At 66.7% G+C, this 15,306-nt stretch carries 11 protein-coding genes; 7 read left to right on the top strand and 4 right to left on the bottom strand.

Annotated features, from left to right (window positions below; translation table 11 throughout):
• Positions 1–146: 146 nt before the first annotated feature.
• Positions 147–1,811, bottom strand: coding sequence for a GMC family oxidoreductase (locus LBW94_RS24925; RefSeq protein ID WP_225060130.1), 1,665 nt, complete (start codon positions 1,809–1,811; stop codon positions 147–149).
• 327 nt (positions 1,812–2,138) lie between these two features.
• On the opposite strand from LBW94_RS24925, the gene LBW94_RS24920 reads away from it, so the two are divergent.
• From LBW94_RS24920 to LBW94_RS24910, 3 genes are all read left to right on the top strand, one after another.
• Positions 2,139–2,945, top strand: coding sequence for an enoyl-CoA hydratase/isomerase family protein (locus tag LBW94_RS24920; RefSeq protein WP_225060129.1), 807 nt, complete (start codon positions 2,139–2,141; stop codon positions 2,943–2,945).
• 60 nt (positions 2,946–3,005) lie between these two features.
• Entirely contained in the window at positions 3,006–3,824 is an 819-nt protein-coding gene (locus LBW94_RS24915) for an enoyl-CoA hydratase/isomerase family protein (protein WP_225060128.1), read from the top strand.
• A 180-nt stretch (positions 3,825–4,004) separates the two neighbouring features.
• On the top strand, positions 4,005–4,700 hold the full coding sequence (locus tag LBW94_RS24910) for a GntR family transcriptional regulator (RefSeq protein WP_225060127.1): 696 nt from the start codon (positions 4,005–4,007) through the stop codon (positions 4,698–4,700).
• A gap of 85 nt (positions 4,701–4,785) precedes the next feature.
• Here LBW94_RS24910 and LBW94_RS24905 read toward each other — a convergent pair whose 3' ends face one another.
• From LBW94_RS24905 to LBW94_RS24895, 3 genes are all read right to left on the bottom strand, one after another.
• On the bottom strand, positions 4,786–5,559 hold the full coding sequence (locus LBW94_RS24905) for a GntR family transcriptional regulator (RefSeq protein ID WP_225060126.1): 774 nt from the start codon (positions 5,557–5,559) through the stop codon (positions 4,786–4,788).
• 123 nt (positions 5,560–5,682) lie between these two features.
• A complete protein-coding gene (locus LBW94_RS24900; protein WP_225060125.1) occupies positions 5,683–6,243 on the bottom strand; it encodes a cysteine hydrolase family protein in 561 nt (186 codons plus the stop codon).
• 144 nt (positions 6,244–6,387) lie between these two features.
• Entirely contained in the window at positions 6,388–6,858 is a 471-nt protein-coding gene (locus tag LBW94_RS24895; RefSeq protein WP_225060124.1) for a carboxymuconolactone decarboxylase family protein, read from the bottom strand.
• Positions 6,859–8,130: 1,272 nt separating this feature from the next.
• Between LBW94_RS24895 and LBW94_RS24890 the strand changes: the two genes are divergently transcribed.
• The 4 genes from LBW94_RS24890 to LBW94_RS24875 all read left to right on the top strand — a co-directional run bounded on the left by LBW94_RS24890 (position 8,131) and on the right by LBW94_RS24875 (position 15,256).
• The gene (locus LBW94_RS24890) at positions 8,131–9,477 is read left to right on the top strand and encodes an acyclic terpene utilization AtuA family protein (RefSeq protein WP_225060123.1); all 1,347 of its coding nucleotides are present in this window, start codon (positions 8,131–8,133) and stop codon (positions 9,475–9,477) included.
• A gap of 909 nt (positions 9,478–10,386) precedes the next feature.
• Positions 10,387–13,152 (top strand): branched-chain amino acid ABC transporter permease/ATP-binding protein, encoded by a 2,766-nt coding sequence (locus tag LBW94_RS24885; RefSeq protein ID WP_225060122.1) that lies wholly within the window; start codon positions 10,387–10,389, stop codon positions 13,150–13,152.
• A gap of 44 nt (positions 13,153–13,196) precedes the next feature.
• Positions 13,197–13,943, top strand: coding sequence for an ABC transporter ATP-binding protein (locus LBW94_RS24880; RefSeq protein ID WP_225060121.1), 747 nt, complete (start codon positions 13,197–13,199; stop codon positions 13,941–13,943).
• A 92-nt stretch (positions 13,944–14,035) separates the two neighbouring features.
• Positions 14,036–15,256, top strand: a complete 1,221-nt coding sequence (locus LBW94_RS24875) for an ABC transporter substrate-binding protein (protein WP_225060120.1) — start codon at positions 14,036–14,038, stop codon at positions 15,254–15,256.
• Positions 15,257–15,306 lie beyond the last annotated feature (50 nt).

Here is a 15,306-nt window from a genome sequence, read left to right as displayed (position 1 = left end):
GCCATTTGCAATGTCAAGACTGCGGCATGCGGCGGCTGTCGGGGTTTGCCGGGACGATGCCCAGCCGGATCGGTGTCTCGGGAAACCACCGGGGAAAGTCCGGCCGCCTCGGCCGACTGGCACGCGCCCGGCGACGCGGAACACGCTCAGTGACCCAGGACGAGATCGGCTCCCTTCTCGCCGATCATGATCGCGGCCGCGTTGGTGTTGCCGGTCGGCAGAGTCGGCATCACCGACGCGTCGATGACGCGCAGGCCCTCGACGCCTCGCACCTGTAGCGCAGGGTCGAGCGGCGCGTCGTCGCCGCCCATCCGGACGGTACCTGCGGGGTGACAACCGCGGTGCACGTTCTTCGCGAGCCAGGACTTCCAGTCGTCCCGGGTGCGCACACCTGTACCGGGCGTTTCCTCACCGACGACGTAGCGGCCGATCGACGGCTGGGCGAAGATCTCCCGCGTGGCGATGCACGCGTCGATGAGCGCTTCCAGATCGTGCGGGTGGCCGACGATGTCGTGCCGGATCACTGGCGCCTCGCCGGGGTCCGCCGAGCGCAGACCGATCTCACCGCGACCCTGCGGGCGCGTCACCGAGGGCAGCGCGATCACGCTGGACGTGCGGAGGATTTCCATGTCGTGCACGTCGTGCCGATACGTCTCGTCTGCGTCCACAGTGGACGAGAACTTCTCGAACTGGTTCTTCTCGCCACCGCTCTTCGCCCTTTTCTTGCCGCTGCGCACGCCGAACGGAGCGAAGATGATCTCCATATCGGTGTGCCCGCCGGCGCCTGCGAACACCATCGCGTGGCTCATCGACGCGGTCGCCGCGCCTCGGCCCCGCAATACGAAGTCCAGCCCGTGCTTGACGATGCCGAAGGGCGTCAACTCCTGGTTGAGTGTCTTGTGCGACACGCCGTAGAGCATGTGTGCGTAGGGGTGTTCCTGAAGGTTCTGTCCGACGCCCGGCGAATCGGCGACCACCGGGATGCCCAGTCGGCGCAGTTCGTCTGCGGGCCCGACGCCGGATATCATCAGCAACTTCGGCGAGGCGATGGCTCCCGCGCTTACGATCACCTCTCGCGCCGCCCTCGCCTCGAACGTTTCGCCGCGATGCGTGTACACGATGCCCACCGCTCGGGTGGCCTCGAACAGGACGCGGGAGACCAGCGCGCCGGTGCGGACAGTCAGGTTGCGCCGACGGCCGATCGGCGTCAGGTACGCCCGCGCGGCGCTGTGCCGGAATCCCCGGAGCTGGCTGACCTGTCCTCTGGAGACGCCGAGTTGGGAGGCCCCGTTGTAGTCGGTGTTGCGGGCGTGCCCCGCCTCGGTTGCCGCGTCCATGAACAGATCGGTCAGCCTGTGATCCACCCCCATCCGGACCACCGACTGAGGGCCGCTCCGCCCTCGATACTCAGCGTCGCCATCACCGCGGAAGTGCTCGGCGCGCTTGAAATACCGCAGCACATCCGCGTACGCCCAACCATGAGCGCCCGCCTCGGCCCAGTCGTCATACCCGAGCGGGTTGCCGCGCACCCAGACCATGGCGTTGATCGAGCTGCCGCCCCCGAGTACCCGGCCGGCGGCCCAAGTGTCCACGGACCCGCCGCGTGAGTTGTCCGGCTCGGCCTGGTATCGCCAATCGTACTTCGGGTCGATGCGCTGGGTTCCCACGGGAATCTGCATGGCGGGCGTCCAGTCACGGCCGCCGGCCTCGAGTAGAAGTACCGAGATGGCAGGATTTTCGCTGAGACGGTTGGCAACGACGCATCCCGCGCTCCCGCCGCCGACGATGACGTAGTCGTAGGTGCCGGACAAGGACACTCCTCTTCGTTCTCGATTCGAAGGATGGGAAGGACTCCCCGGTAGACGCGGGGGCAGTCGGCCATCCCGCGTCCGGCGCACCGGTCGCCGCGAAACCGGGATCCGCTCGGCGCTTCGCGACGTCCGATGGTTTCGAGGATCCTGAATACCAAACTGTAGCGCAAGAGTCGCAGTCGTGCGTCCTTCTTGTATTGCGATCCCGCTGGCCAGCGAGGTGACATATCATTCTTAGTATGTAGAATCCTGGTTTATGTATCCAGGAAATCGACAGGATGGCACTCAAGGCCAGTCCGGTAGATCGCGGAAGAAGGGCGCCCGAAGATGAGTGACTCCCGCAACAGTGGTCCCGTGCTCGTCGAGCGTGGCGGCGCGGTCGCGACCGTCACCCTGAACGATGCCGAGCACGGCAACCGCATGAGTCCGCTCACCACGGAGGCGATCCTCAGCGACGAGTTTCGCGCGCTCAGCCGCGACCGCACTACTCGTGCGATCGTGCTCCGAGCCGAGGGACCGGACTTCTGTCTCGCTGGGCACCATCCTGACCCGGGGCCGCCGACGTACGCCGCCGATGCGGATGCCGGTTCCGTGGAACGGCTCGCTCACGGCTACGCCTACGGCGTCGTCTGGGAAGCACTGGCCGGCGTGACCAAGCCGATCATCGCCGCGGTGCGCGGCCGGTGCGAAGGTGGCGGGCTCGGGCTCGTGCTCGGGTGCGATCTCGTGGTCCTCGGTCGGTCGGCGCGGCTGCGGGCGACGGACGTGGAAGCTGGGCGATCGTTGTTCTCGCCGATGGCCCGCACGCTGACTCGCGCGGTCGGCAAACACCGCGCGATGGAGCTCATCGTGCTCGGCAGGCAGTTCGGTGCGCGTGATCTCGCTGCGCTGGATATCTCGGCGGAGACGGTGCCGGACGAGGACGTGGAGGAGGAGGCGCTGCGGCGTGCGGCCGCCATTGCCGCCCGGCCGCCGCTGGCGGTGGCATTCGCCCGTGGACTTGTGCGCCGGGCCGTCGATGAGATGGCGGACTACCCTGTGACCCGGTCGTGGGCGTACCACTCGATTTCTGTTTCCGCAGGACCTGGTTCACCAGGATCGCGGGAGCCGAGTAATGGATCAGTCCGGCCGTGAGGCCTGGTTGAGCACCACCGAATTCAGTATCCAGCAGGCAATTTGATGGATTGGAGTGCAATGACTGCACCGTTCGAGACTATCGTCGTGTCGACGGAGGGAGCCGTCGGTCTCATCGAGTTGAACGATCCCGAGCGGATGAACCCCACGGACGCCACCACGACCCTGGCCGAGATCGACGAGGCTCTGCTGGCCTTCGGGCGCGACCGCACGACCCGGGCCGTCGTACTCTTCGGCCGTGGGCGCGCGTTCTCTGCCGGTGCGAACCTGGGTGTGCACCGCCCAGCCCGGTATCCGCAGGACGGACAGGACTCGTCGCCGTCCCGATTGGCGTACGGCTACGCCTACGGCCAGATCTGGGAGACCCTGCACAACTTCAAGAAGCCGCTGGTTGCGGCAGTCAATGGTTGGTGCCTCGGCGGTGGCTGGGAACTCGCGCACTCCTGCGACCTGGTGATCGCGGGTGACTCGGCGCGGTTCGGCGCAGTAGAGATGAACGTCGGTCTGATCCCCTTCGCGGGTTCGGCCGTCTATCTTCCCCGGATGATCGGTAAGCATCGTGCGATGGACATGATCCTCAACGCGCGCAGGATCGATGCAGAAACCGCGCTGGGTCTGGGGTTGGTCAACGAGGTCGTCCCGGCCGCCCAGACCTTCGAACGAGCCAAGGAGGTGGCTACCGAACTGGCCCAGCGCCCGCCGATCGCCGTGTCGTTCGCGCGAGAACTGGTCAAGAAGGCGATGGCGGTCGACGAGTTCTACGACCTCGAGCGGGCCTATGGCTATTACCTGCAGACCACTGAGGATTACGCAGTGGCGCGTGCCCACGCGGCTCAGCGTGAACCCGACGCGCCCGCACCGCAGTACCAAGGAAAATAATCGAACAGCAGGAGAGATCGACACATCGAGCTCGACGACTGACCCACCCGGTGACGACACCCGCTGTCGCCGCGCTGCCGATTGCGGTGTCCACGGAGGATCGGAGCAGGCAGGGGGAGTAGGGCGTTCGGCGGAAGCGCTCGTCACCTGCCCGATCGTCCGGGGTCCTACAATTGCGGGATGGTGGATTCCAAAACCACAATCAAGCCGGTGCAGCGTTCGCGCCTCGTGGACGAGGTCGTAGAACGGTTGCGGACGCTGATCTTGAGCGGCGAATTACCACCCGGCCATACGTTGCTCCAGATAGAGCTGTGCGAGCGGCTCGGGGTCAGCAGGACGCCGCTGAGGGAAGCGTTTCGCCGGCTCGAGCGCGAGGGGTTCGCCCGCCCGTCGAACGGCAACAACACACTCGAGGTTGTTTCGCTGACACCGGATGACCTGCGAAACCATTATCAGGTGCGGGAAGTCGTCGACGGTCTCGCGGCGCGACTCGCGGCGAAACGAGGCGTCGAGGCAGAGCATCTCGACCGCCTGCGCGGACTCGTCGACCATATGCGAACGTTCGACTCCGGAAAGAATTGGCCCCGGCGGGCCGCATTGCATGCCGACCTGCACGCCAACATCGCGGAACTGTCGGGGAACCGTCAGGTCGTCGCTCAGATTCCGATGATCCGTTTCACTGCGCAGATGCTGTCGCTCAACCTGAATACTATCGGGACCGAGTCACCGGAAACCATCGCCGCGCTACTGGGCGAAGGCGAGAACGACCACCGGGAGATTCTCGACGCGATCGAGGCCGGGCAGGGGCAGCGCGCAGAGAGGGCGGCTCGCCGACACATCCGCAAGACGATGTCGTCGCTGTTGATAGGGAGCTAGCCGGACACCAGGTCCACTCTCTCCGGTCGGCTGATCGGTGCCTCGCGCTCGCGCCTTCGACAGGCGCTGCAAGCCGCCTGACAAGTCACGCTGTGGCCTCGGACCGCCGGGGTCGGCTCAGCTTGTGGCCCGAGGCCACTGCGGCGAGGGGCACGGTCCCGCGGGCTGGACGAATGGGCGGCGAGGTAACGGACTTGCGAATGTGCCGTCGCGCCAACGTCTCTGCCCGGCGGCCGTCTTGATCCCGGATAGCGGCCAGAAGCTCCAGATGCTCGGCCTCGCCCTGCTCGACGAGGTCGCGCAACCGCACCGGATCGACGTCCTGGAAGTTGTCGAGGTTCCGCGCGCGCATCTGCGCAGTGAATCGGATCATCGGTACATGCGCCGCCACATGCGGATTACCGGACAGCTCGGCGATGCCGGCGTGCAGATCCGCGTGGAGCGCCGCCCGACGGGGCCAGTCCGCCGTGACCGTCAGGCTGTGCATTTCGTCGACGATCCGGCCGAGGTCGGCGAGATCTGCCTCCGACACACCCCGCCGCGCAGCCAGGCGAGCCGCCAGTCCGTCGATGACCTCACGGAATTGGTAGAGTTCGACCATCTCCTCGGCAGAATGGTTGATGACCTCGAGCGTGTTGTGCCCGTTGGAGGAGCGCAGAAATCCTTCCTCCGCGAGAATGTAGAGCGCTTCGCGGAGTGGGGTACGGCTGACGCCGAGCTGCGCGGCGAGCGCGCGTTGCTGCAGAGTCTGCCCCGGCGGCAGGGCGCCACCGAGGATCAGCGTACGAAGCTGGTCCACGACACCGTCGACGAGCCGCTCACGCCGAACCGGTTTCACTGCGATGACAGTATCCTCCACAGGATTATATTACGTGACCAGAGGAGCGCATTTCGTGACCTGTGCCGCGCGTCTCTCGGATTCGAACTCGGCATATCGCAACGTATCTGGTTCCGAATCCACTGCACCTATCTCCGAACGGCACTAATTCCGGGCTGGCAGGTCGCTCCAGTCCTCGGGTGTCCAGGTGATCGTCGCGATCGGACGGAGCGCGTCGAGAGTACGTGCGTGCGTCGCCGGGTCCAGGTCGGCGCACGCGTCCTGGAGGATTCGGACCGTGAAGCCCCGCTCTCGACCTTCGCGGGCTGTGGCGGCCACGACGTACTGGGTCGCCACGCCGGCAAGCACGATCTCGTCGATGCCCGCCGCGCGCAGGATCCGTTCGAGGTCGTTGCCGGGGAACGCGCCGATTGCGGTCTTCTCGACGAGCGGTTCATCCGGCGCGGGCACGCCGACGATCTCGTCCGGGCGGCTGGCCGACGGAGCCGGCGCCTCTCCGGTCATCTGCTCGATGAACGCGGCTCCGGGCACGACCCAGATAACCGGCACGCCGGCCGTGCGGGCCGCCTGCAGCGCCGTTCGTAGTCGGTCGGTGAGCCGGTCGAAGTCGGTGCCGGGATCCATCAGCCGCGCGAAGGAGCCGTTCGAGCGGACGGTCCCGTCGGTCGGATCGAGCAGCAGCAGTGCTTGCTTCGGGGCGGTCATGTTGTTCCTCTTTCATAGGTCACAGGTTGGTAGGTATCGAGTCGCGGTGGTCGAATCCGACCGGGAGTGACGGCGCACCAGGCGTCCCCGAGCAGCAGGATGTGGGCGCCCGCATGCCACTCGGGCAGCGCCGCCCGGTAGGCACTAGTTGCCGCGCGCGGGCGCGGAGGCGGGTACGCCGGCCGAATCGGCGCGCGGTACCGGCAGCGGGCCGGTCGGCTCGTGCACGAGCGTGCCCAGCTCACGGAGGTCGTCGACCGCGTTGACCAGCATGATCAGTGCTTCGACGCCAGCCGGGTTGCCGACGTAGAATGCCGTCTGCAAAAACACCTCAGCGATGATCTCGGGCCGCATTCCGCCTCGTAGCAGTCCCCGGACCCGCGTCTCCAGTTCGTGTGGCCGGTTGATCGCGGACATGATCGCGAGGTTGACGAGCGCCTTCGTCGGAAGGTCCAGCACCTCGTCTCGGTCCCAGAACTTCGTATTGGCCGCGGTCATGATGTCGGCGTGCGGCACCGACAGTGGAGACTTCCGGCGCGCGGTGAAGCGCTTGCGGGACTCTTCGTCACCGAAGACCCATGTGCGAAGTTCGTCGACGTCGACGTCGAATTGCATGGTGCTACCTCCACGTGCGGGGGTGGGATGTGAACTCCGGTGTCGGCCAAGTGTTCGGTCACCGATCGGGAACGCCGCGATGACGCGGTCATCGTCGACGTACGCCGTTCCTCAGCGGGACCGGGCGCGGTCCAGCACCGCGCGGGTCGCATCCGCGGTCCGTGCGGCGATCTTTTCCGCTGCCAAGGGCCGCAGCGCATCGGAGAGGATTTCCACCCCGATCGTCGCGTCGGCGCCTGCCGGGTCGACGGTGCGCAGGAAGTTTCCAGCGGCAACTCGCCCTCGCCGGGGAGCAGGCGGGCCGTCCGGGTCTCGGCGAGGAGCTCGCCGGGAGTCGCAGGAGCCACGGCGGGCACGTCGGAGAGCTGCAGGGTGATGAACCGGTTTCCCGGGATCCGGGCGAGATCCTCCAATCTGGACCCGCCGCGGAAGAAGTGAATAGGAGTCCACGACGAGTCCGCCGTTGTCCGCTCCCGCGCGCTCTACGATGTCCGACGCGATGTCGACTGTGGAGACGGCCATGTAAGGCATGAACTCGAAGGCGACCAGCGGGCCGTGCTCGCCCGCCTGCGGGCACAACTCGGCGAAGCTCGCGGCCGCGGCGTCCACGTCGACCGGCGTGCCGGGGGGGCAGTCCGATAACCACGTTCACGTGCCGGGCGCCCAGCCGCTCTCCGAGCTCGAACGTCTTGCCCGCCTCCGCGCACTCCTCGACTGACAGCTCCGGGCTGAAGCGCAAGGTCTCGACCTCGGCGATCCGGATGCCGTGGTCGCTTGCGACCAGAGCCAGATCTTCGGCGCTCGGTCCATCCGCCGTGGACACCTCGATGTCGAAGACGGTCAGCCCGATGCCCGCGTAACCTGCTGCGGCGGCGCCACGGACCCGTTCGTCGAACGAGTGCCGGGCGGGTTTCCCATTCGGCGCTCCCGACAAGGTGTAGAAGGAGGCGACCAGATCGTCGAGGGCGAGCGAATGCGTCTTCGTGGTCACAGTCAGTCCGTTCTGCCGAGGTGGAGCGTCGGGTGCGGCCGTCCGACACGCAGCCGGAAAGCACACTCCTCTTCCGGATGGTATGCAGGCGGGATTTGGGATGCAAGAAACCTGGATACCAAAATACGCGGAGTCGGGGTCGGTAACCCGGTAGCTACTGCTGCATCGAGTTGGCATATAGTATCCTGGATACCAAAACTTCCGAGCGGGAAGCTCGACCCGCCCGCAAGCACCGTTACAACGAAATCTCGAGCGTCGGCGCAGTGCTTTGAGGAGGCAACATGACGGCTGAGTCCATCAGCATCGGATGCGGGTCGGCGGACGCTGCCGAACGGATCGACTGGCCCACCGAGTTGGCGGAGTCCGGCCTGGTCACCTACATGGGCTTCGACTCGCTGGCGGAGCGGACCATGGCGTTCGCGCACGCCCGCAAGATGGCCGACCCGGAGAAGGGCTACAACGAGCACCTGCCGCGCACCATCCCGGCCTTCGCTCCGTTCGTCTCCCGCGGTGGCCGCATCGCGACGAACCAGGGCGGCGCCAACCCCGACGCGGCCGGCCGCCTGATCGTCGACAAGCTGCGCGAACTCGGCTACGGCGGCAGCGGGCTCAAGGTGGGCATCGTCCACGGTGACGACTGCCTGGATCAGGTCCTCGCGCAGGACATCGACTTGCCCGAGATCGGCACGTCGGTCCGCCAACTCGGTGACCGCGTGGTGGGTGCCTACGCTTACATCGGTGCGGAGCCGATAGTCGAGGCGCTGGAGCAGGGCGCGAACTGGGTCATCGGCGGCAGGCTTGCAGACCCCTCGTGTTATGTGGGCCCGATCTGCCACGAACTCGGCTGGGCGCTCGACGACTGGGAGAAGGTCGGTGTCGCGACCGCGGTCGGCCACACGCTGGAGTGCGGGCAACATGTCACCGGCGGCAATTTCAGCGATCCGGGCAAACGGATGTTCGATGGCATGGAGAAGCTCGGCTTCCCCTATGCCACGGTGAATCAGGACGGCAGCTTCGTCGTTTCGAAGACCCCGAACACCGGCGGCGGCGTAACCCGTGACACAGTCCGCGCGCAGCTGAGCTACGAGGTCCACGATCCCGCTCGCTACTTCACTCCGGACGTCACAGCGGACTTCCAGAACGCTTACGTCGAGGATCTGGGCGACGACCGTGTCCGCGTCAGTGGCATCTCCGGCACGGCGCGCCCGGACACCCTCAAGGTGCTGGTCGGTGTCGACTGGGGGTACCGGGTCATCGGTTTCACCATGATGGGCGGGCCGAACTGCCTCGCCCGCGCGAAATTCGTCGAGGAGATCCTGCGCAAGCGCATCGAGCAATACGGCGATGCCGTGCACGCGCTGCACTTCGGCTACGTCGGCTACAACTCGCTCTACGGCGACGCCTACACCACCAAGGATCCCGCGGAGATCATGCTCAGGTGTGCCGTGCTGGTCCGGGACAAGGAGGTCGCCGACGCGATCGCCGAGGAGGTCGGCAAGCAGGCGGTATGGATCACGGTGGGTCAGGGCGGCACGAACCTGCTCCAGAACTCGCGCCATATCGCACCCACTCCCATCTACCTGCCTCGTGACCAGTTCAAGCTGACGGCGGAGATCGTCAGCGTCTGAGATCGAATGGGCGGCCAGGGCCCTGGAGCCAGGTGCCGGCAAGCGCCCGATGACCAGGCTGCGGCATTCCGGATCACCAGCCGGAATGCCGCAGCCTCGGCATGTGCGAGCGGACCCGTGATCCTCGGCCACGGCCCGGGGAGTAGAAGCGCCGATACCTCCGCTGCTGTTGCGCGGCAACGGCTTCCGGTGCCGGCGACGCCCTGGAGCCGTCTGTGATTCCGAGGCTGTCGCCGCGCGCATCGGGGCGCCGTGAAATGAACGGTGGCCGGGTTGTCCTCGGCGGCAGGTCTGGTCCTCGGTGGCGCACCACGCGCAGTACGGCCCGTCCGCTGGGTCGGACGAACATCGGTGTGCCCGACCATGCCGGGATGCGCACGTTCATTGTGCCGATGGACGTGCCCGTCGTCGTGGTCAGCCGCTGCCGAGATGGACAGCGACGGTGCGAGGTGGTCCCGATACGGCTATCAATGCCTATCTACTGCGCGGCTGACGCCCGGCGAAGCTGGTCGCTGGACTGGATCGGGCTGGTATCGCGCAGGGCCGCCACCGAATCAGCGGTGAATGCGTGCCCCGAACGTCGTCTCGGTCTCGCCGACCGGCACTGGTCTCACATCCACTCTCTGCACCGACGGAACGGCTTATGGGATGCAGGATACCTATCAGATCGGGATGTGGTCAACGATTCGATGTCACGAGCGGCATCGTGTTTGTGCAGGGGGTTGCGCCGCGTCGCGACGTACTGGGATTCTTGAATTCGGGATACGGGATTCCTTGACCCGACCAGCTGGCTCGCTTAGCCTGAGTCGCATTCTGCGGCCAGACGGCGCGTCCCGTACGCACCGCCGGTACCAGTTCTGCACAACGCCGCAAGGTTCCTGTGGACCTACACAACGACGCGAGGTTCTTGTGGACAGTTTCGTCAAATTTCTGCTCATCGGGCTGGGTGCCGGCGGCGTCTATGTCTTGCTGTCCCTCGGCATCGTCCTGATCTACCGGGGATCGGGCGTCGTCAACTTCTCCCAGGGGGCGTTGGCCCTCCTCGGTGCTGCGGTCTACTACGAGTTGAGGACCGATATGCCACCCGCGGCCGCGATCCTCGTCGCGATCGCCAGCTGCGCGGCTGCGGGAGTCCTGATCCAGCTCGGGGTGATGAGGCCGATGCGCCACGCCTCACCTGTCGCGCGGGTCGTGGCCACGCTCGCCGTGCTCACCCTGATCTCCAGCGTGGCGACGCGGCGGTACGGCAGCCTGCCCAAGCGCGTGCCGTCGTTCCTGCCCACGAAGACCGTGGAGGTCTTTCCGGGCATCTTCGCTGGCAAGGACCGGCTGATCATTCTGGCGATCGCGGTCGGGCTGGCCGTGGTGCTGTGGATCGTCTACCGCGTGACCCGCTTCGGGCTGGCCACCACCGGTGTCGCTGAGAACGAGGTGGCGACCGCTGCCATGGGTTGGTCGCCCGGCATGATCGCGGCGGGCAACTGGGCTGCGGGCGGTGCGCTGGCCGGGCTTGCCGGCGCTTTGCTCGTCCCCATCACCGGCCTCTCACCCGGCGCGCTCGTGCTGGCCGTCGTTCCCGCGCTGGCCGCGAGCCTCGTCGGCGAATTCCGCTCGTTCCTGGGCACACTCGTCGGCGGCTTGCTGATGGGTGTCCTCGAGTCGGAGACCACCCACTACGTCAAGGCGCCCGGCTGGGCCAGCGCGATGCCGTTCATCGTCATCATCCTGTTGCTGATGTTCCGCGGCGGGGCGCTGCCGCTGCGCGGGCACCTCGCCGAACGGCTGCCGAAACTCGGCGAAGGCAAACCGCCGTGGATCTTCACGACGATCCTCGCGGTCCTGCTCTGGCTGTCGTTCTTCGCCTTCGGAACCAACTGGACCGCCGCGATCGTCACGACACTCGTCTACGGCCTGCTCGTACTGTCCCTCGTGGTGGTCACCGGCTTCGCGGGCCAGCTCTCCCTCGCGCAGTTCGCCCTCGCCGGCATCGGTGCGCTGATCGCCACACGGATGAATGCCGCGTGGGGTGTGCCTTTCTGGCTCACGCTGCTCGCGGGAGTGGTGTTCACGGTGCCCATCGGCCTGATTGTCGCGTTGCCCGCCGTCCGTGCCCGCGGAGCGAACCTGGCGGTCGTCACCCTGGGGCTGGCCACCGTCATCACCAGCGTGGTGCTCGGCAACCCGGACTACACCGGTGGTCCGGTCACGGGTACGGTGGTGCGGCCACCGACCCTGTTCGGCATCCAGTTCGACTATCTCGGGCACACCGACCGGTACGCGCTGATGGTGCTGGTGCTTCTGCTGATCGCCTGCTGGTGCGTGGCGAACGTCCGGCGCAGCCGGAGCGGACGACGGATGATCGCGGTGCGTTCCAACGAGAGGGCCGCGGCGAGCCTCGGAATCAGCGTCGTTTCCGCCAAGCTGTACGCGTTCGGGCTGGGTGCGGCGATCGCGGCGCTGGGCGGCATCCTGCTGGCCTACGTCAACACGAACATCAACTTCGCCCAGTTCGACGTGCTCACTTCCATCAACCTGGTGCTCTACGCCGTCCTCGGTGGCGTGGGCTTCGTGAGTGGATCCGCCTTCGGCGCGCAGCTGGCGCCGGGCACGTTCGGTGAGTTTCTGATCGACAAGATTCCGAATATTCAGGGCTGGTTCCCAGTGGCGGCGGCGGTGCTGTTGCTGGTCACCATCGTCCTGAACGCGGACGGCGTCGCGGCGCACACGACACGGCAGAAGGCGGCGGTCGTCGACCGTCTGCGGTCGCTCGGGCGGCGGCCGGACCGGGCCGCCCGAGCTGTCGTTCATGCGCCGGCGACGTCCGCAGACCGCCCGGCGCGCCCAGTGGCAGAGCCCAAGACGCTGGAGATCCGCGGCCTGGCCGTCGCTTTCGGCGGAGTCAAGGCACTCGACGGCGTGGATCTCGAAGTGGCGCCCGGGGAAATCGTCGGGCTGATCGGGCCGAACGGCGCGGGGAAGACGACGCTTGTGGACGCCGCTTCCGGCTTCCTGCGTGGGTATCAGGGACGGATTACCCTCGGGGGCAAGGTACTCGACGGCAATGGCGCGGTCCTGCGCTCCCGGCGCGGGCTCACGCGCAGCTTCCAGTCCCTGGAGCTGTTCGAGGATCTGACGGTCGCCGACAACCTACGGGCGGCCTCCGACGAGCGTGACATCGGGGCGTACTTCACCAACCTCGTCAAGCGTGGCACCCGCAAGCTGTCCGATCAGGCGGCGGTCGCTATCGAACAGTTCGAACTCTGGGATTGCGTCGACAAATTTCCGCACGAGTTGTCCTACGCCCAGCGCCGCCTCGTCGGCATCGCCAGGTCGGTCGCGACGTCGCCTTCGGTGCTGCTGCTCGACGAGCCCGCCGCGGGACTGGATGACGTCAGCACGCGGGAGTTGGCCGAGCTGATCCGCAGGCTCGCGGCCGAGCGCTCCATCGGTGTGCTGCTGATCGAGCACGACATCTCGATGGTCATGGGGTTGTGCGATCGGATCGTGGCGCTCAACTTCGGCCGTGTGATCGGCTCCGGCACGCCGGAAGAGATTCGCGGTGACGCCGCGGTCGTAGCCGCCTACCTGGGCGAGCAGGACGTCGCCGAGGAGGCTCCCGCCGGGAGCGCCGTGGTTGGAGCCGGTGGCTCGGCCGGATTGGAGACGGCCCGATGACCGCGAACGCCGGGACGACCGGCACTGACCCCCGGAGGGACACCATGAGCGAAACGGATATGCGGGCCGGTGCCACCGCGGTACCGAAGGAGATCGGCGCCGTGGTACTGAAGGCGACCGGCCTCGACGTCGGCTACGGCGACACCCTCGTCGTGCGTGGCTTGGATCTCGAGGTCCGCGCGGGCGAGGTGGTCGCACTACTGGGCGCGAACGGGGCCGGCAAGTCGACCACCATCTCCGCACTGGCCGGGATTCTGCAACCGAGTGCCGGTTCGGTTACGTGGCGGGGACAGCCGGCCCGGGGCTCGCTGCACCGGCGGGTGCGGCGAGGGCTGGCCCTGGTGCCGGAACAGCGGTCCGTCATCTTCGGACTGTCCACCAAGGACAATCTGCGGATGGGCCGGGGAAGCATCGGCGCCGCCCTCGATCTGTTTCCCGAACTGAAACCTTTTCTGTCCCGCAAAGCAGGGCTGCTTTCAGGCGGCCAGCAGCAGATGTTGACGCTGGCGCGGGCGCTGGCCACCGAACCGGAGCTGTTGCTTGCTGACGAGTTGTCCCTCGGATTGGCGCCACTCGTGGTGGATCGGCTGCTTGCGGCCGTCCGCCAGGCGGCGGATCGAGGCGCGGCTGTGCTGCTCGTGGAGCAGCAGGTGCGCAAGGCACTGAAGAATTCCGATCGCGCGTACGTACTGCGTCGCGGGCGGATTGCGCTCGAGGGCCGGTCCTCGGATCTGCTCGGGCGCATCGCGGAGATCGAACAGAGCTACCTCTCCGAGGAGATTTCCGCCTGATCACCATGCCCGCCGTCCCGACGGGACAGCGGGTACCGGCGCCCGGTGCCGGCACGAACCGCCGGGGTACGGCAAGAAACGGAGTATTTCTGATGAGGCACAACGGCGTGTTCGCGGCATTGGCCGCAGTGATGGCCGCCGCGTTACTAGCGGCCTGTGGCAGTTCGAACAGTGATGACAGTTCGAATGCTTCGACCGCCACCGGCACCCCGATTAGTTTCTATGTGCTCGGGCCCAGCGCGGACAACAACCAGAACGATTCCTCGCAGGGCAAACTCGGCGTCACCGCGGCGGTCACGGCGATCAACAAGGCCGGTGGAGTCAAGAATCACCCGCTGAAACCGGTGTTCTGCGCCAAGGGTATCCAGTCCGACGCCAACGTCATCGCCGCATGCGGGCGGGACGCGGTGGCGGACCAGAGTGTGTCCGCGTTCGTCTGGGGCACCAACAACTACGGGTCGGCGATCGATCCGATTCTGGAGCAGGCCGGACTCGCGTGCCTCGGGTGTCAGCCGTTCACCCAGGCCGACTTCGGGTCGCCGATGCTGTTCCCCTTCGAGCCCGGGGCGTTGTCCGTGGTCGGTCTCGCCGCGCTGGGTGCGGACCAGCTCAAGGCCGCGAAGATCGATATGGCCATCCCGGACGTGCCGGCGGGCCACGGTCTCCCCACGCTGATCGACTCGTTGGGGCTCAAGCCGCGCAACACCTCGCTCGGCCAGGTGGTGTACGTGCCGGCCACCGCGGTCGACGTGACGGCGGCTGCAGGTCAGGTCAACGGGGCCGACCTTGTCATCAACACGCTCCTGCAGGGCCAGCAGGCTCCCTTCCTGCAGGCACTGCGCCAGCAGGGCAACAAGGTTCCCATGATGATCTCCGGGAGCACGAACAGCGCTCCGGGTCTCGGGCAGCAGTACGGCGACCAGGCCGAGGGCATCTACGCGGGCTCGGTCTACAACCGCAACAGCGAGGGCTACAAACGGTACAAGGCGGACCTGGGCGCCATCGGCGCCGGGGACAGTGAGCTCAACACCGACCAGTCGATCGGCGCATGGCTGTCCGTGCAACTGTTCGCCGACATCGCCAACCAGCTCGACGGCAATCCGACTCGGCAGGCAGTGCTGGACAAGGTGAAGACGCTGACCGCGTACGACACGAAGGGCCTCACCCCGTCGATCGACTTCTCGAAGCCGGGCACCCTCGGCGGTGGCCACTTCCCATCCATTCGCAACGACGCGATGTACCTTCTGCAGTACAAGAACGGGGAACTCCAGCCCGTCGGCACCGCCTCACGCGTCTTCGGTGGACAGGGCTGAGTACTTCCCAGCACAACCCGAGCGCAACGCACTGATGGTCACCGCCGGTC

The sequence above is a fragment of the Nocardia sp. alder85J genome (assembly GCF_020176955.2).
Classification (GTDB): domain Bacteria; phylum Actinomycetota; class Actinomycetes; order Mycobacteriales; family Mycobacteriaceae; genus Nocardia.
This window is presented reverse-complemented; position numbering and strand designations above follow the sequence as displayed.